Here is a 16,385-nt window from a genome sequence, read left to right as displayed (position 1 = left end):
TTAGCGGTTGCGCTGGCCGCGACCCAAGGCGCGGGACATCTGGGCGGCGATCTGGTCGCGGCTGCGGGCAAAGCCCTGCACGTCGGGCGTGGTGATGTTCATGGTGACGTTCACGGACCCACCGCCCTGCGCACGCACACCAAGACGGCCATCGGCACCGCGCGTGAGGGGCATGATGGCCTCTGGCCCTGCCTCGCCCATGAGGCCCGTGCCGCCCCGCATGGCGAAGGTCGTGGGGCTGCTGACCACGCCGCCCTTGGCAAAGGGCATGACGCGGCCTTGGGAAAACGGCGCGCCGTTGGCGAAGGGCAGAATGCCCGACACAAGCGCGCCGACGCCGTCCGCCATGAGACCGCCGAAGTGATCGGTGACGGGCTTCATCGCGCTGTTGTAGACGGTCTTGCCAAGCTGCTGGGCGAGGCCCGTGAGCGCGTCGCCGAGCTTCTGCCCGTCGAAGATCACGCCGTCGAAGGCTTTGCGCAGGCCGGTGGAGAGACCGCGTTCGAGGCCCGCAATGTCTCGGGTCGTGTCCGACAGGGTGCTGCGCAGCCCGCGCAGTTCGTCGCCGAACGCGCTGGTCATGGCGGAGGTGTCCGCGAGCTGGTCGTCAAGGTCGTCGAAGTCAGGCATCTGGCCCTCCGTTCGGGGTGTCGGGATAGAGGCGCGACAGCTCTGACAGGCGGTCGCGGCCCATGACGGGCGTGCTGGCGTCCGTGCCGAGCATCAGCATCAGTTCGGCAGGCGTGAGCGCCCAGAACTCGGCCGGTTTGAGGCGCAGGACGCGCAAACCGGTTCGGAGGAGACCCGCCCAGTCCATCAGGCGGGCGGCGTGAAGGCGCGGGCGAGCATTTGCGCCGCCGCGCGGGCCGCGCCGATGGGTCCGTCCGCGATGTCGGCGGTCAGAAGGTCGGACGCCTGCCCCTGCCAGCCGCCGCCCCGCAGGCCGGCCACGACCAGCGCCATCACATCGGCGGAGGTGTAGTGACCGGCCTCGAACCGGGCGACCAGATCGACGAGCGATCCGGCGCCCAAGGTCGCCTCCAGCTCGGCCAGTGCGCCGAGCGTGAGTTTGCAGGTATGGGTCTGGCCGTCGATGGAGAGCGCGACTTCGCCCGCGTGGGGGTTCGCCATTACGAGGCCGCCGTGAAGGTCAGCGCGCCAGCGGAGGCGAGCGAAAGCTCGTAGGTGGCCTCGCCGTTGTGGCTCCCCGCGTATTCGATCGAGGTGATCAGGAACGCGCCCTGCACGGTCCCGAAGTCGGGAATGATCACCTGAAATTCGGGGGTCACGCCGTCAAAGAAAATCTGGCGGGCGCGTTCGTCGGTGTCGGCGTCCTTGAACACGCCGGAGCCGGAGATGGACGCGGATTTGACGCCCGCGCCGCCCAAGAGTTCGCGCCAGCCGCCCTGACTTTCGAGCGATGTGACATCGACGGTTTCGGCGTTGAAGCTGATGCGCGTGGCACGCAGGCCAGCGGCGGTAACGAACTGGCCGTCGCCGGTCATGTCGATCTTGATCAGAAGGTCTTTGCCATTCTGCGCTACCATAGAAAATCTCCTTGTGTCAGAGGCTTACGGGCCTCAGTTAAGCTGGGTGCGCGCACGGAAGCGCAGGTCGATGCGGCGGGTGTCGTCGCCCTGACGGGCGGCCACGGCACGGGTGAAGGCGAGCGAGACGAGGTGTCCGGCGGTGAGCGTGAGCGGGTTTTCGAGCGCGATGCAGATCGCGGCGGCGGCCTCTTTCGCGGCGGTGAAGCCTGCCTGCGTGGTGACGACGGACACGGTGAAATCGTGCTGGGCACCGTGGCCCGTGGCATCGGATGCGTCCTTCACCGTTTCGGGGCCAAGCTGCGCATAGAGCTGCGGCGCGGTGCCGAAGGGCAGCGCGTCATAGATGTGGGAGCCGAGGTGACGGACGACCTCGGGGTCGGTGTAGAGCTGCTGGAAAACCGCAGCTTGCAGGGCGGCGGAAAGCGCGTAGGTCATGTGTCCTCCTTCGCGAAGCAGAGCAGGAAACCGCGCTGCGCATCGGCCACAGCGTTGACCGTGTAGCTGCGTCCGCCGCTGAGGATGCGGTCGTGCCGCGCGGGGCGGATGTCATTGCGGGCCATGATGCGCAGCGAGGTGCCGGAAGCGCTGGCGCGGGCATCGACGGCGGCCCAGACGGTCGCGACATCGGTCCAACCCTCGGCATAGCCGCCCGCATCGTCGGGCGTGCGGGTGCGGGTTTGCAGCGTGAGAGGCGTGTTCAGGACGGGCGCTTTCACGGGCGGGCTCCTGCGGTCATGCGGATCGGCTGGAAACGCGCGGTGATGGCGGCGACGGCGGGCGGGAACGTGGCGCGTTCGACCGCTTGGCCGTGGCGGAAATCGTAGTAGTGCGCGGCGAGCATCAGCACCGCCTGCGCCAGATCGGCGGGGATCGCGTCGAAGGTGGTGCCGTAGCCTGCGGTCAGTTCCACGCGGGCGTAGCCGCCAGCGGGGATGTGCGGCAGCTCCAGTCCCAGCGCGATCAGGAACGGGCCGCGAAAACCGGGCGCGAGCGCAAAGCCGCTGGCGGTGGTCTCGCCTCCTGCGCGGTCCACAAGGCGGATGGCTGTCACGTCGGACACGGGCTGCACGGGGAGCGTCTGTTCGGACGGATTGCGCCACTGGCCGATGACCCACGTGAACGGGCGCGAAATCAGGATGCGGCCGGTGCGGGCCTCGATCGCGGCGATAGCGGCGCGCAGGCAGCTTTGCAGCGGGGCATCGCCGGAGCCGTCCTCGGGGAGATCGGCACCCAGACGCAGGTGGTCTTTGAATTGGGCCACCGGAAGGGCCGCGGCGGGCACCGGTGTCTGTTCTGTCAGCATCATGGAAGGTCTCCGAAGGCGGCGTGGAAAGGAGACCGGACGCAAATCCCGACACTGCTCGGACGGAGGGAACAGCTGGACAATGCGGGCGCGTCCGGTCAGGCAGGCGGGGAGGATCGCCTGCCTATGGGGTGGCTCAGGCTGCGAACTTCAGCAGCTTGATCGCCTTGAAGTCACTGACGGCACCGCCGACGCGCTTGGTCGCGTAGAACAGAACGTGCGGCTTGGCCGAGAACGGATCGCGCAGCAGGCGCACGTCGGGGCGTTCGGCGATGGTGTAGCCCTGCGCGAAGTCACCAAAGGCAATCGCATTGGCACCTGCGGCGACGTCAGGCATGTCCTCGGCGATGAGGACCGGATAGCCCATGAGGCGTGCAGGTTCGCCCTGGCTCAGGCCGTCCGACCACAGGAAACGGCCGTCGGCGTCCTTGAGCTTGCGGACAGTGCCGGCGGTTTTCGAGTTCATCACGAAGCTCGCGCCCGCGCGGTATTCGGCGCCGAGGGCATAGACCAGTTCGATGATCGGATCGCCGGTCTCGATGCCGCCCGACACGCCGGTGGAGACATAGCCGATCTTGCCCCACTCCCACGCCGCATTCGGGGTGACGGGATAGGTCAGGAAGCCCTTGGGTTTGTCGGCGCCATTGCCCGCGACAAAGGCCGAAGCTTCGGAACGGGCGAACTTGTCCGCGATGCGCGAGGCCAGCCAGTTTTCGATGTCGAACGCGCTGTCATCCAGAAGGCGCTGCGAGACCTTCGGCATGGCCGAGAGTTCGTTGAGCGGGATGGTGATGCGGTCGATCTGCGGGGCCGCGGTCTCGCCGGTGGCGGTGTCCTCGTTCGCCCAGCCCGCGCCCATGTCGGCGTGGTCGATCAGGAGGTCATACGAGGTCGCCTCGACTGTCACGATGGAGGCGACGGCGCGCAGCGACGCGGTCGAATTCAGCGCCGATTTGATGTGGTCCGAGGTCTGCGGGTCCACCAGATAGCCGCCGTCGGCAGCCACGGTCGAGGACATCGCCTTGCCTTCGAGCGGCAGGTCACGCAGGCCCTCGTCATCGCCCGAACGCAGGTAGGCGGCGAACGCCTTCTGGTGCGGGACTTCTTCATGTGCGCCTGCCGAGAGTACGGGGCGTGCTGCGATCAGCGATTTACGGTCGAGTTTGGTCATCCGGTCTTCCTGCTGTTGAAATCTGGCATCAATGCCGTCGGAAAAGGTTTTGAATTCGCTCATGAAATCGCTCAGCGCGGATTTCATGTCCTCGGCCGGAGACACGTCTTCTCCGGCCCGGGATTTGATCTCGGGGTGTTCCATTCCTGTCCTTTCGAAAGCGGGCTCAGCCCTTGGCGAAAATCCGTGCGGCGCTGCGGAACGCATCTGCCACATCGCGCAGCGCGGTGTGTTCGGGGGTGTCACCCTTGGCGGCAACGCGCGCCTCGGGCAGCATCGGGAAGGTCACGAGAGACACCTCCCACAGGTCGAGCTCGGTCAGCAGACGGCGGCCCTGCGCATCCTTGGATGCCTTGAGCGTGCGGTACCCGATGGAGAGCCCGTCGATGGCGCCAGCCTCGATCAGTGCGGCAGCCTCGCGGCCTTTGGCAACGTCGGTCAGCAGACGGCCTTTGACACGGAGGCCGCGGTCGTCCTCGGTTACTTCGTCCCAGATGCCGATGGGCTGCGCGGGGTCGTGCTGCCAGAGCATCTTGACCGCGCCGCCTTTGGCCGCGAGCCGTTTCAGCGAGGCCGCATAGGCCCCCCGCTCGACGATATCGCCGCCCTGATCAACCGCCCCGAAGAGCGAGGCGTAGCCCGCGATGACATGCCCGTCGGTCAGGGCAACGTCCCCGCCAAGGGCCGTGAATTTGTGTTCAAGCATGGTCTCTCCTTATCCGGCGATCTGACTGACAAGCGTCGCCAGCGTCAGCGCCAGCACGGCGCACATCACCAGCCAGACCTGACGGGCCAGCCGCGTGATGACGGTTTCGATACGGCCCAAGCGCAGATCGAGCTGGGCGAACCAGAAATCGGTGGCGGGCGGCTCCTCGCGGGGTTTGAGGTCAACGACATCACCCATGCGTCACCTCCAGCGCAGGCAGGCCCAGCAATGCGCGCTTCTCCGCGTCGGTGAGGAAACTCGCATCGCTCACACGCCGCCACGCCGCTTCGCGTTCGGCCGCCAGTGCGGGGATCTGGTCGGGGTCGGGACGCATGTCGATGCGCTCGCCGGTGAAATCGGACAGCCAGTCTGCAATGACCCCCGTGACCCGCGATGCCAGCGGCATGACGGTGAGGCGATAAAATGCGCGGTTTGCCTCCTGATAATTGGCGTAGGTCGCATCCCCTGGAATGCCGAGCATCATCGGCGGCACACCAAAGGCGGTGGCAATCTCGCGCGCGGCGGCTTCCTTGGTTTTCTGGAACTCCATATCCGACGGGCTGAACCCCATCGGTTTCCAGTCGAGCCCCCCTTCGAGCAGCATCGGACGCCCCGCATTACGCGCGCCTTGGTGCATGGTCTCCATCTCGTGGAGCAGGCGGTCGTACTGATCGGCGGTCATGGTGCCCTGCCCGTCAGCACCGTTGTAGACGATCGCACCCGACGGACGCGCGGCATTATCGAGCAGCGCCTTCGACCAACGCGAGGCGCTGTTGTGCACGTCCACGGCCGTCGCGGCGGCCTCCATCGGCGAGAGGCCGTAATGGTCGTCCTGCGGGTGGAAGCTGCGGATGTGGCAGATGGGGCTAGGACCGTCGCCGAGGGCGAAACGATGCTTGCGCCCGCCAACGGCGTAATCATAGGCCACGGGCCAGCCGTCAGCGCCAGGAACGAGGCTCATGCGGTCGGAGCGCAGCACATGCAGCTCCAGCGGCAGATCGTCCGCGCCGACGGCCTCCAGATAGGCGTTCCCCGTCAGCAGAAGCTGGCCGTAGACTGCCTCCAGAAACGCGGCGCGGCCCTGCCCGCCATTGGGACGCTGCAAGAGACCCGCGACGGGGTGCTCCTCATAACGGCGTTCGCGGTCCTGATAGACCAGCGGCAGCGCGGCAGCGGCCTCGGAAATCATCTTTACCGCGCGAAACCCGACCGGATTACCAGTAAAGCCCTGCTTGGTCAGTGACGCGGTATCACGCGGCGACCAGACAACGCGGCCCGCGCCCATGGCAACAACGCGCCCTGTGGCGGATGCCTTTGCCTCGGGCACCTGTGCCGCGCCGCGTTTCAGAAAGTCAAACATTGGCTTCTCCTTGATCCCGCCCGATCCGATGAAACCGTTATCCGCCATTCCTCTTAAAATGCGGCGAAGGCACCGTACGGTGCCCCCGCCTCTTCATTCTGACAAAAATACCTCCGCCGGAGGCCGCAAGCCCGCAAGGGCGCAGCTACAGCCCCCTCACACGCGGAGCGCGCCAGTTGGCAGCGGGACCGATCAGCAACTCATGCAGCGCCCAGACCAGCGCATCGACGCGGTCGGGCGAGCCCTGCCCGTCATAGCCCTGCATGGTCATGCGGCACATCTGGTCCTCCAGATCGCCGACCCCCCGCAGGTGCGCCACGCGGCCCTGTTCATAGAGCGCCGCGACGGGTTCGGCGCGGGCGCTTTTGCCTGTGGCGGCGCGGACGGCGCGGTAGGACACAAGCGGGTCGATCTGGCGCACGACCTCCTCGACCAGCGCGCCGCCTTGGTTAACCTCTGCCACCAGACGGTCCGCGCCGTGGCGGCGGTAGGCGTCCACGGCGGCCTTGGCCCAGACGTGGGGCAAGGCGCCTTGCACCGAGGCGTCCTCCAGCACGTAGGCCCTCCAGTCGCGCGGCGGGCCGGTCATCGTCACGCCCGCGACGATGATCCCGCAGGCGTCCGAGCGTTTGTGGCCCGTCACAGGCGGGTCTACGGCGACGACGATGCGGTCCAGTACGGGCGCGTGGTCCAGCCGCGCCCCCTCCAGCCCCGCAGAGGTCCAGAGCGCGCCTTCGACGTCCGCCAGCAGCACGCCGTCAAGCTCCTGCCGCCCGAGGCGTGTGCCTGCGTAGCGGCGCTCGACTTCTTCAAGGAAACCCGCCGCGAGGTTGGCGCGGTTGGCGTGGGTCGGGGCGTGGGTAACGGCGGTGCTGGAGCGGTCCAGCAGTTCCTTCAGCACCGCCGCGTTGCGCGGCGTGGTGGTCACGCAGGCGCGCGGGTCGTCGCCCAGACGGAGGCCGAACTGGATCATGTCCCACGTCTCCTGCCCGCGTTTCCACTTGGCGATCTCGTCAGCCCAGACCGCGTCGAACTGGGGGCCGCGCAGGGCCTCGGGATCGAAGGCCGAGAACACCTGCGCCGACGCGCCGTTCGGCCAGACCAGCATCCTGCGGCCCGCGATCCATTCGGGGCGGTTGTCCGGCGGGCAGCAGGCGATGATGCCGCTGTCGCCAAAGACCATCACCTCGCGGGCTTGGTCGTTGGTCTCCCCCACGATGGCGATGCGTTTCGCGGTGCCGCTTTCCACCACCGAACGCACCCATTCGGCCCCTGCCCGCGTTTTGCCCGCTCCGCGACCGCCCAAGATGACCCATGTGCGCCAGTCGCCTGCGGGCGGGAGCTGGTGGCCAAGCGCCCAGAACTCGAACAGAAAAGGCAGAGCGGTCAGCTCTGCCTCCTCCAGTTCGTCCAGAAAGCGCTTCTGTTCAGCCGCGCTCGCGGATGCGATCAAGCTTGCGCCCGATTTCATCCCTGATGCGCGCGATATCGGTGATGTCTGCATCTGCTTTCCCGAATTTTTCGTTGAAGTCGTCCTGTCCCTTGCGGATGCGGACGTAGAGATCGAAGAGTGTGGAGATCTGGGCACCCAGTTTCTTGGGCACCTCCTCGTCTCCGGCGTCGATCCTTGCGATCAACTGGCGCACGGACTGCACCGCGCTTTCGTAGATCTCGATCATTTCGTCCAGCCGCCGTTTGTCGGCGGTCCGGTGATCTTCAGCTTGCGTCATGTTGCCTGCCTCAATGGCTCCGCCAGTAGAGCGGAAACGAAAAAGCGGCCCCGAAGGACCGCTTTCGTTTGCGTCCAGCCTGTCAGTGACAATAGCCGGAGCTTGCATATTTGAGGTTAACGCCCCGTCCGATCAGTTCGCCGCCGCTTCGAGAGCGCGGAAGGCTGCGACGTTGTCATTGTGGTCCGACAGGTTGGTCGAGAACACGTGGCCATCGGCGGGGTTCAGCGTTTTGGCGACGAAGAAGATGTAGTCCGTCTCGTCCGGCTTCACCGCTGCCATGATCGCATCCATACCAGGGTTGGCGATGGGCGTCGGCGGCAGACCGTCGATCAGGTAGGTGTTATACGGGGTCTGACGGTCCAGTTCGCTGCGGCGCAGACCGCGGCCCAGCACGCCTTCGCCGTTCGTCACGCCATAGATGACAGTCGGGTCGGTTTGCAGACGCATCCCCTGACGCAGACGGTTGATAAAGACGCTGGCGACCTGCGGGCGTTCCGAGGCGATGCCGGTTTCCTTTTCAACGATCGACGCCATGATGAGCGCCTCTTCGGGCGTGTCGTAGGGCAGATCGTCGTCTCGCTGTTCCCATGCGGCAGCGAGGTTGGCGACCTGCTTGTCTTCCATCTGCTGCACGAGAGCCGTCACGCTGTCACCGGGCTGGAACTCGTAATACTGCGGAGCGAGCGAGCCTTCGGCGGGGATCTCGGTGATCTCGCCTTCCAGCGCGTCGATGCCGTTCAGCGCCTGCACGATGTTGTAGCTGGTGCCGCCTTCGACGACGTTCACAGCGTAACGGGTGTCCTGCTGGCCGCGTACTTCGGCGTATTCGGAAGGCACGTCAGCCGCGCCGATGTCGAACTCTGCCACAGCATCGAACTCGCGGGTTTCGGGGTCCAGCTCGTTCACGCGGACGAAGGCACGGTTCACACCGATCACGTAGACCACTTGGGTGCCGCAGGTGCTTTGACCCGTGCCGGTGATCTCTGTGATGATCTCTTCCATCGACGCGCCTGCCGGGATCAGGAAGCTACCGGCCTTCAGGTCGGCGTTCTTGTCACCCACATCGGTGGCGATGTTGAAGATCATACGCGAGGAGATCGCGTCCATGTTCTCCAGCTCCGCCGCGACACGGCGGATACCGGAGTTCGGGGGCACTTCGAGGCACATCGCCTGCGCCAGCGGCCCCGGTTCCTGATAGGCACGCTGGCCCCACAGAATGACGCCGCCGAGCAGAAACAGCACGACGATGAACAGCGTCAGCGCGTTGGACGCGAGGTTACGCCACATTTAGTCGACTTTCCCGAAGATGACCGAAGCGTTCGTGCCGCCAAAGCCGAAGGAGTTCGACAGGGCGACGTCGATCTTGCGCTCGACCTTCTTGTTCGGTGCGAGGTCGACGGCGGTTTCGACAGCGGGGTTGTCGAGGTTGATGGTCGGCGGAGCCACCTGATCGCGGATCGCGAGGATCGAGAAGACCGCTTCGATCGCACCGGCAGCGCCCAGAAGGTGACCTGTCATCGACTTGGTCGAGGACATGGTGACGTTCTTCGCGTGATCGCCGAGCATACGCTCGACCGCGCCAAGCTCGATGGTGTCGGCCATGGTCGAGGTACCGTGGGCGTTGATGTAGTCGACCTTCGACGGCTCCAGACCCGCGTCTTTCAGAGCGGCAGCCATGCAGCGGCCAGCGCCTTCGCCGTCTTCCGACGGAGCGGTGATGTGGTAGGCGTCGCCCGACATGCCGTAGCCGAGCACTTCGGCGTAGATTTTCGCGCCGCGCGCCTTGGCGTGTTCGTAGTCTTCGAGAACCAACATGCCCGCGCCCTCGCCCATGACAAAGCCGTCACGGTCTGCGTCGTAGGGACGGCTGGCCTTGGCCGGATCTTCCGCGCCCTTGGTGGAAAGCGCTTTACAAGCATTGAAGCCCGCGATGCCGATCTTGCAGATCGCGGCTTCCGCGCCGCCGGCAACCATGACGTCAGCCGCGCCGTATTTGATGAGACGGGCCGCGTCGCCGATGGCGTGGGCGCCGGTCGAACAGGCGGTCACGACCGAGTGGTTCGGACCCTTGAAGCCGTATTTGATCGACACCTGACCCGAGATCAGGTTGATCAGCGCGCCGGGGATGAAGAACGGCGACACGCGGCGCGGGCCTTTTTCTTCGATCATGACAGCGGTGTCGGCGATGGACTTCAGACCACCGATACCCGAGCCGATCAGAACGCCGGTGCGTTCCTTGTCTTCGTCGGTTTCCGGCTTCCAACCCGAATCTTCCACAGCCTGCTGGGCCGCCGCAACGCCGAAGAGGATGAAGTCATCCACTTTGCGCTGCTCTTTGGGTTGCATGTACTTGTTGGCATCGAAGGTGCCATCGGTGCCGTCACCGCGCTTGACTTCGCAAGCGTAGGTCGTGGCAAGGCCCTCGGGATCGAACTGGGTGATCGGTCCTGCGCCCGACTGGCCATCAAGGATGCGCGTCCAGCTTTCTTCGACACCATCGGCCAACGGGGTTACAAGGCCCAATCCGGTTACAACGACACGGCGCATATTATGCCCTCACCTCTGAATTCTGTTGGCTCCTGATAGCGCAATGCGAAGTCGCGGGGCAAGGGCGTGAGCAACATGGTCATATCTCAAGGCGGGTTTACTCCACCTTAACCGCTTTGTGGCAATCTAGGGGCGAACTGCTGCGGGGGCCAGATGTCGGGTCGTTTAATTCTCGCGATTATCCTGTGCATGATTCCCATTTGGGGCCGTGCCGTAGAGGTGTGCCGCACCTCGAACGATCTGTTGCGGCTCTTTGCTGCGCAATCCGCGCTGGCGACGGCGGATGGTGACGCTTGGGAAGGCGCGCTGGCCACCACATTGTCCCACCTCACGCGGTTCGACCCCGACGGGTTGCACGCAACGCTCGCGGGCACGGAACTGGAGGACGCAGCGGACAAACTGGCGCTCGCTCTTGCGGCAGTTTCGGCGACCGTGGCCGCCGACGGGCCCGATAGCATCAAACTGCGCGCCCAGGACCACGATGTGCGCGTGGCCGTGGCCCGCGCTATCGGTGCGCTTGCGATGCTCGACTGTCACGGCGTCGCGGTGGATATCCATAGCGGCAATGAACGGCATTTCGTGCTGGAGGCGCTGCGGATTGCCCTCAGCCGCGAAAGCCTGACCGCGATGGGTGTGATCGCCGCGCTCATCGGCCTTGCGGCGTGGATCAGGCATCTGATCCGCCGCGATGCGCTGAGTGACCGGTATTTCGTGAACCTGTCGGCCAAGGTGACAATCGGCAAGGAAAGCTACGATATGCGGCTGCATGACCTCAGCCGCGGGGGCGCAAAAATCGACCGCCCGCCCTGCTCTACTCAGAAACTGGCGGCACCGATGACGCTGGAATTCGCGGGGATCAAGATCACCGGCCGCGCGGCGTGGCAGAACGCCTATGCCTGCGGGCTGCGGTTCGAAAGGCTGCTGTCGCGGCGCGAGTTGATGGGCGTTCTGCCTCAAGGCGCCAGCAAACCCATCGTCAGGACCAAGGTCGCCGCGACCTGAACTTATACTGACCCCACAAACAAAAACGGCACCCCGTGGGGTGCCGTTTCCGTATTCATGTAGAGGCCAGAATTACTTGGCTTCCGAGATGAACTTGACTGCGTCGCCGAAGGTCTGGATGGTTTCGGCTGCATCGTCCGGGATCTCGATGCCGAACTCTTCTTCGAATGCCATTACCAGCTCAACGGTGTCGAGGCTGTCTGCGCCGAGATCGTCGATGAACGAAGCGTTCTCAGTCACTTTTTCTTCTTCAACACCCAGGTGCTCAACAACGATCTTGCGTACACGATCAGCGACGTCGCTCATGTCCTAGTCCTCTTAATTTGGGCTTTTGCCCGTTCTTTTAGCTTGCCCCGTCGGGGCGGTTCAAATGCCCGCGGGGGGGCGCCACCATTGCAGAGGGTGACCCCTCTGCGGCAAATCTCAGTGGGCTATAGCAGAGAATTCCCCAGAGGCAAACGCTTTCAAGCGTGCTCTACTTCTTCGATTTCCAGAGGGTTGCTCAGGATCATCCTGCATGTCTTGCGCACATATAGTTCAGCTTGCGCCGGAATTGTACCGTGCGGCAGGTATTTTTCCGCGAGCGATGCCGGAAGCTGCAACACAGCCAGTTCGACAGTCTCTGCGATGTGATTGATCCGACTAGCAAAATCGCTAATTGAGGATGCGAGAAGGTCCCTCGCCTCGGCCACACGATCCATGATCGACAGGTCAAGACCCGGACGCACGAGATAGCGCTCCGGCACGAGGAAGAGCAGCGTTGCTGCGGCTTTGTTCGCGTTGACGAAATTCAACACTTCGAGCGCCGCGCGGGTAGCCGCACGTTCGCCGTCAGCCTTCAGCAAAGGCACGATAAGGCGCGAAAAATGATCCTGCGCCCAAATCCATGCTTCGGCCAGAAGGCCTTCCATGGAACCGTACCGATGGTAGAGCGAACCAACGGATACTCCGGTTCCTTTAGACACTTGTTGAACCGTTACTCCCGGAGCTTGTGCCAAATGCTCCGAAAGCCACACAAAGACCTGCTCGTCGGTAAATCCCGGCTTGCGTCCCATGAGGTCTCCGTAAAGGAATATATGTTACTTACAGTCTTTCAATTTTTTTATGGAACGCTTGTACAAAAAAGGGGCAGCGAAACGCTACCCCCTATTCATAAGAATATGTAACTTACCTAGCGTAAGTTAGAGCATAGCCATTCCGCCGTTGACGTGAACGGTCGATCCAGTGACGTATCCGGCCTCATTCGACGCCAGATAAAGAACCGCAGCGGCGATTTCTTCTGGCGTGCCCATGCGGGCGGCGGGAATCTGATCGTTGATCTTGGCCTTCTGGTCGTCGTTCAGCTTGTCGGTCATCGCCGTCGCGATAAAGCCCGGCGCGACGCAGTTCACGGTGATACCGCGGCTGGCGACCTCATAGGCGATGGACTTCGACATGCCGACCATGCCCGCTTTCGACGCGGCATAGTTCGCCTGACCGGGGTTGCCGGTGGCGCCGACGATCGACGAGATGTTCACAATGCGGCCCCAGCGGGACTTCATCATGCCGCGTACGACGCCTTTGCACAGGCGCATGGTCGAGGTCAGGTTGACCTCCAGAACGCTGGCCCACTCTTCTTCCGACATGCGCATGAAGAGGTTGTCCTTGGTGATGCCCGCGTTGTTCACGAGGATATCGACCGAACCCATAGCGTCAGCGGCGGCTTTCGGCAGCGCGTTGACGGCGTCGGCGTCAGAGAGGTTACAGGTCAGGACGTGAACGCGGTCACCCAGTTCGGCGGCCAGTTCGTCCAGCGGGCCCTGACGTGTGCCCGAGATGGTGACGGTCGCGCCAGCGGCGTGCAGCGCCTTGGCGATGGCGCCGCCGATACCGCCCGAAGCGCCTGTGATAAGGGCGTTTTTGCCGGTCAGATCAAACATGATGATGTCCTTTATATTAGGCGTTCAGCGCGTCGCGCGCAGCGACGACGTCTTCGGGCGTGCCGACAGCGCGGGTGGTGATGTCTTTGGAGATGCGCTTGATCATGCCCGAAAGAGCCTTGCCCGCGCCGATTTCCCACGCCTCGGTGACGCCGTTGTCGGCCATCCACTGCACGCTTTCACGCCAGCGGACCGAGCCGGTGACCTGCTCGACCAGAAGGTTGCGGATGAGCTGCGGGTCCGACACCGGGGCTGCGCGGACGTTGGCGATGACCGGAACGACAGGTTCGTTGATGTCCACATCGTCCAGAGCTTCCGCCATCACATCGGCGGCGGGCTTCATCAGGGCGCAGTGGAACGGTGCGGACACCGGCAGGAGCAGCGCGCGCTTGGCGCCCTTTGCCTTGGCGATTTCAAGAGCGCGCTCGACGGCTTCCTTGTGGCCCGACACGACGACCTGCGAAGGGTCATTGTCGTTGGCGGCCTGACAGACCTGCCCTTGCGCAGCTTCTTCGGCCACAGCGCGGGCGTCGTCGAAACCGAGGCCCAGCAGAGCGGCCATTGCGCCGACGCCGACCGGAACGGCCTCTTGCATCGCGGTGCCCCGGATGCGCAGCAGGCGCGCGGTGTCGGCGATGCTCAGCGCACCGGCAGCGGCCAGCGCGGAATATTCGCCCAGTGAATGGCCTGCGACGTAGTTCGCAGCGGCGATGGTCACGCCTTCGGCCTCGAGCGCTTTCATCGCGGCGAGCGAGGTCGCCATCAGCGCAGGCTGTGCGTTCTTGGTCAGGGTCAGCGTTTCGATGTCGCCTTCCCAGATGAGGCCCGACAGGCTTTCGCCCAGAGCCTCGTCTACTTCTTCAAAGACGGCGCGTGCGGCCGGATAGGCCTCGGCCAGTGCCTTGCCCATTCCAATGGCTTGGGCGCCCTGCCCCGGAAATACGAATGCCCGCATGAGTGCTTTCCTTTGGTCAACTTTCCACTGCCTTAACGTGTCGGGAGAGTTACCTCAAGAAAGTCGCGCCCAAAAAAGGGGCGCGTCAGGGACGGTTCGCCAGAAGATCGTGGCCGATCCGGTCGCGAAGGGCTTCCATTTCCCACAGGCTGCCGCTGGCGATTTCGGTGCCGATCGACGTCTTCTTATAGCGCAGAACGAGCGAAGCATCGCCGCTGGAGCGGCTGCGACGGATGAAAACGCCGCCGATTTCGGGGAACTGGTAGCGCGAGACGACATGCGCCTTGCCCGAACAACGGGTGACGATTTCGCGGACCTCACGTTTGAAGACGTCGATTTCGACGCTGGCATAGCCCGAGCGGCGCGAATAGCGGCGAAGGCCGACCGTACCGGCGACCATGGCCGTGGAAAGAGCGAGTTTGATGCCGACCGCAGCGCCGTTGAACATCACGCCGGGGATCATCCACGTCGCCAGTGCCGCGATCCCGAACGCGACAGAGAAGAACGTGGCAACGAGCGGCATGACGTCGTTGGGCTGACTGTTTGCGCCACGGTGGAGAATATAACCCCAGCGCATTTCGTCGACGCGGATCGATTGAATCTGATCCGAAAGAGCCGGCATAAAGGGCGGCTCGAAGAAAGCTTGTCTGTGTGTTAATGCATTCATGACATTACCTACGAGTGAATACTGCTAGAATAACTCTTCCAATGTGGCGAAAACCTGTCACGAGTAGACTCATACCGTGACAATTCAAGGTTGTTTCTACGGCAGGTTGTACGGGCAAGATCGGGGCGATAATTGCCTTGTAATCCTGAGGATCGCCTGTATAAGGCCGCATCCTTCCGCGCACGGTATGAACTGCGCAGTCTCTCGTGGATGGGAGCGGAAGGTTCGCCCGTCCTATGAAATGCGCCGAACAGAACAGGAGCATACATGCCGCTGTACGAGCATGTCTTCATTTCGCGTCAGGATCTGTCCAACGCGCAAGCCGAAGGTCTCATCGAACATTTTGGCACCGTCCTCTCGGACAACGGCGGTAAGGTCGTTGGTTCGGAGTACTGGGGCGTGAAGACGATGGCCTACAAGATCAACAAAAACCGCAAGGGCCACTATGCCTTCCTGCGCACCGATGCACCGTCGTCGGCCGTTCAGGAAATGGAACGCCTGATGCGCCTGCACGACGACGTTATGCGCGTTCTGACCATCAAGGTCGATGAGCACGTAGAAGGCCCGTCGGTTCAGATGCAGAAGCGTGACGAACGTGACAACCGTCGCGAACGTCGTTGATCGAGAAAGGACCTAAGTAATGGCTACCAAACCGTTTTTCCGTCGCCGTAAGACCGATCCGTTCGAGGGCGAAAACGCTCCGAAGATCGACTACAAAGACACCCGTCTTCTGCAGCGCTACATCTCTGAGCGCGGCAAGATCGTTCCGGCACGCATCACCGCAGTTAGCGGCAAGAACCAGCGTAAACTGGCCCAGGCCATCAAGCGCGCACGTTTTCTGGCCCTCCTGCCCTACGCTGTGAAGTAAGGAGACAGAACTCATGGACGTTATCCTTCTCGAACGCGTTGCCAAGCTCGGCCAGATGGGCGACATCGTCGCTGTCAAAGACGGCTACGCTCGCAACTTCCTTCTGCCGCAAGGCAAGGCCCTGCGCGCTAACGAAGCAAACAAGGCCAAGTTCGACGCCGACAAGGCTCAGCTTGAAGCACGCAACCTCGAAACCAAAAAAGAAGCAGAAGCTCTCGGCGAACGTCTGGACGGCCAGCAGTTCGTTGTGATTCGCTCCGCTTCGGACTCGGGCGCTCTGTACGGCTCCGTCACCACCCGTGACATCGCCGAAACTGCAACCGCAGAGGGTTTCTCGGTCGACAAGAAGCAGGTTGTGCTGAACGGCGCGGTCAAGGACCTCGGTCTGCACACCGTCACCATCGTTCTGCACCCGGAAGTTTCGGTTTCGATCGAAATCAACGTTGCTCGCTCGAAAGAAGAAGCCGAACTTCAGGCTTCGGGCAAATCGATCCAGGAACTGGCTGCTGAAGAAGAAGCCGCTGCTGAGTCGGAAATCGCTGAGCTGTTCGACGAAGTCGGCGCAGCTGCTGGCGACGAAGACGAAGAGTAATCTTCTCTTCCT

24 protein-coding genes are annotated in these 16,385 nt (G+C 63.4%); 4 read left to right on the top strand and 20 right to left on the bottom strand.

The genetic code is table 11. The features are described 5' to 3' along the window. The 15 genes from HCZ30_RS09510 to fabF all read right to left on the bottom strand — a co-directional run bounded on the left by HCZ30_RS09510 (nt 1) and on the right by fabF (nt 10,370). Nucleotides 1–630, bottom strand: coding sequence for a phage tail tape measure protein (locus tag HCZ30_RS09510; RefSeq protein WP_167638048.1), 630 nt, complete (start codon nt 628–630; stop codon nt 1–3). Then, complete coding sequence (locus tag HCZ30_RS09505; RefSeq protein WP_167638047.1) at nt 623–817, bottom strand: rcc01693 family protein; 195 nt, start codon at nt 815–817, stop codon at nt 623–625. Before HCZ30_RS09505 ends, HCZ30_RS09510 begins: the two co-directional genes overlap by 8 nt. Continuing rightward, entirely contained in the window at nt 817–1,131 is a 315-nt protein-coding gene (locus HCZ30_RS09500; RefSeq protein WP_167638046.1) for a gene transfer agent family protein, read from the bottom strand. The genes HCZ30_RS09505 and HCZ30_RS09500 overlap by 1 nt, the downstream gene beginning before the upstream one ends. Then, complete coding sequence (locus HCZ30_RS09495) at nt 1,131–1,547, bottom strand: phage major tail protein, TP901-1 family (RefSeq protein ID WP_167638045.1); 417 nt, start codon at nt 1,545–1,547, stop codon at nt 1,131–1,133. Before HCZ30_RS09495 ends, HCZ30_RS09500 begins: the two co-directional genes overlap by 1 nt. A gap of 33 nt (nt 1,548–1,580) precedes the next feature. Further along, nucleotides 1,581–1,985 carry a DUF3168 domain-containing protein gene (locus HCZ30_RS09490; RefSeq protein ID WP_167638044.1) on the bottom strand — a complete coding sequence of 135 codons (405 nt, stop codon included), beginning with the start codon at nt 1,983–1,985 and terminating at the stop codon, nt 1,581–1,583. Further along, on the bottom strand, nt 1,982–2,266 hold the full coding sequence (locus HCZ30_RS09485) for a phage head completion protein (protein ID WP_167638043.1): 285 nt from the start codon (nt 2,264–2,266) through the stop codon (nt 1,982–1,984). The genes HCZ30_RS09490 and HCZ30_RS09485 overlap by 4 nt, the downstream gene beginning before the upstream one ends. Then, nucleotides 2,263–2,856, bottom strand: coding sequence for a head-tail connector protein (locus tag HCZ30_RS09480; RefSeq protein ID WP_167638042.1), 594 nt, complete (start codon nt 2,854–2,856; stop codon nt 2,263–2,265). The genes HCZ30_RS09485 and HCZ30_RS09480 overlap by 4 nt, the downstream gene beginning before the upstream one ends. A 133-nt stretch (nt 2,857–2,989) precedes the next feature. After that, on the bottom strand, nt 2,990–4,168 hold the full coding sequence (locus HCZ30_RS09475; RefSeq protein ID WP_167638041.1) for a phage major capsid protein: 1,179 nt from the start codon (nt 4,166–4,168) through the stop codon (nt 2,990–2,992). A 22-nt stretch (nt 4,169–4,190) separates the two neighbouring features. Continuing rightward, entirely contained in the window at nt 4,191–4,730 is a 540-nt protein-coding gene (locus HCZ30_RS09470; protein WP_167638040.1) for an HK97 family phage prohead protease, read from the bottom strand. A gap of 9 nt (nt 4,731–4,739) precedes the next feature. Next, nucleotides 4,740–4,928, bottom strand: coding sequence for a hypothetical protein (locus tag HCZ30_RS09465; protein ID WP_167638039.1), 189 nt, complete (start codon nt 4,926–4,928; stop codon nt 4,740–4,742). After that, nucleotides 4,921–6,090, bottom strand: coding sequence for a phage portal protein (locus tag HCZ30_RS09460; protein ID WP_167638038.1), 1,170 nt, complete (start codon nt 6,088–6,090; stop codon nt 4,921–4,923). Before HCZ30_RS09460 ends, HCZ30_RS09465 begins: the two co-directional genes overlap by 8 nt. Nucleotides 6,091–6,235: 145 nt before the next feature. Beyond that, on the bottom strand, nt 6,236–7,561 hold the full coding sequence (locus HCZ30_RS09455; protein WP_167638037.1) for a DNA-packaging protein: 1,326 nt from the start codon (nt 7,559–7,561) through the stop codon (nt 6,236–6,238). Then, entirely contained in the window at nt 7,518–7,820 is a 303-nt protein-coding gene (locus HCZ30_RS09450; RefSeq protein ID WP_167638036.1) for a hypothetical protein, read from the bottom strand. The genes HCZ30_RS09455 and HCZ30_RS09450 overlap by 44 nt, the downstream gene beginning before the upstream one ends. Before the next feature lie 132 nt (nt 7,821–7,952). After that, on the bottom strand, nt 7,953–9,110 hold the full coding sequence (mltG, locus tag HCZ30_RS09445) for an endolytic transglycosylase MltG (protein WP_167638035.1): 1,158 nt from the start codon (nt 9,108–9,110) through the stop codon (nt 7,953–7,955). Then, nucleotides 9,111–10,370, bottom strand: a complete 1,260-nt coding sequence (gene fabF / locus HCZ30_RS09440) for a beta-ketoacyl-ACP synthase II (RefSeq protein WP_167638034.1) — start codon at nt 10,368–10,370, stop codon at nt 9,111–9,113. It abuts the gene before it with no gap. A gap of 153 nt (nt 10,371–10,523) precedes the next feature. On the opposite strand from fabF, the gene HCZ30_RS09435 reads away from it, so the two are divergent. After that, on the top strand, nt 10,524–11,372 hold the full coding sequence (locus HCZ30_RS09435; RefSeq protein WP_167638033.1) for a PilZ domain-containing protein: 849 nt from the start codon (nt 10,524–10,526) through the stop codon (nt 11,370–11,372). A 72-nt stretch (nt 11,373–11,444) separates the two neighbouring features. Here the strand turns inward: HCZ30_RS09435 and HCZ30_RS09430 are convergent, their stop codons facing one another. The 5 genes from HCZ30_RS09430 to HCZ30_RS09410 form a co-directional block, all read right to left on the bottom strand. After that, entirely contained in the window at nt 11,445–11,678 is a 234-nt protein-coding gene (locus HCZ30_RS09430; protein WP_167638032.1) for an acyl carrier protein, read from the bottom strand. Nucleotides 11,679–11,836: 158 nt separating this feature from the next. Beyond that, nucleotides 11,837–12,427, bottom strand: coding sequence for a TetR/AcrR family transcriptional regulator (locus HCZ30_RS09425; protein ID WP_167638031.1), 591 nt, complete (start codon nt 12,425–12,427; stop codon nt 11,837–11,839). 126 nt (nt 12,428–12,553) lie between these two features. Beyond that, nucleotides 12,554–13,291: a 3-oxoacyl-[acyl-carrier-protein] reductase gene (fabG, locus tag HCZ30_RS09420; RefSeq protein ID WP_167638030.1), complete on the bottom strand. Its 738-nt coding sequence runs from the start codon at nt 13,289–13,291 to the stop codon at nt 12,554–12,556. A gap of 16 nt (nt 13,292–13,307) precedes the next feature. Next, nucleotides 13,308–14,246 (bottom strand): ACP S-malonyltransferase, encoded by a 939-nt coding sequence (gene fabD, locus HCZ30_RS09415; protein WP_167638029.1) that lies wholly within the window; start codon nt 14,244–14,246, stop codon nt 13,308–13,310. Nucleotides 14,247–14,331: 85 nt separating this feature from the next. Then, complete coding sequence (locus HCZ30_RS09410; protein WP_167638028.1) at nt 14,332–14,868, bottom strand: hypothetical protein; 537 nt, start codon at nt 14,866–14,868, stop codon at nt 14,332–14,334. Between the two features lie 312 nt (nt 14,869–15,180). On the opposite strand from HCZ30_RS09410, the gene rpsF reads away from it, so the two are divergent. The 3 genes from rpsF to rplI are packed head-to-tail and all read left to right on the top strand — an operon-like array spanning nt 15,181 to nt 16,373. Beyond that, on the top strand, nt 15,181–15,534 hold the full coding sequence (gene rpsF / locus HCZ30_RS09405; protein ID WP_167638027.1) for a 30S ribosomal protein S6: 354 nt from the start codon (nt 15,181–15,183) through the stop codon (nt 15,532–15,534). Between the two features lie 19 nt (nt 15,535–15,553). Continuing rightward, complete coding sequence (gene rpsR, locus HCZ30_RS09400; RefSeq protein ID WP_167638026.1) at nt 15,554–15,781, top strand: 30S ribosomal protein S18; 228 nt, start codon at nt 15,554–15,556, stop codon at nt 15,779–15,781. Nucleotides 15,782–15,794: 13 nt separating this feature from the next. Further along, the gene (rplI, locus tag HCZ30_RS09395; RefSeq protein ID WP_167638025.1) at nt 15,795–16,373 is read left to right on the top strand and encodes a 50S ribosomal protein L9; all 579 of its coding nucleotides are present in this window, start codon (nt 15,795–15,797) and stop codon (nt 16,371–16,373) included. The last annotated feature ends 12 nt before the right edge of the window (nt 16,374–16,385 follow it).

This window comes from Marivivens donghaensis, assembly GCF_011806565.1.
GTDB classification, from domain to species: domain Bacteria; phylum Pseudomonadota; class Alphaproteobacteria; order Rhodobacterales; family Rhodobacteraceae; genus Marivivens; species Marivivens donghaensis_A.
Note: the sequence above shows the minus strand (reverse complement) of the source record. Positions and strands in the feature narration are given on the sequence as shown.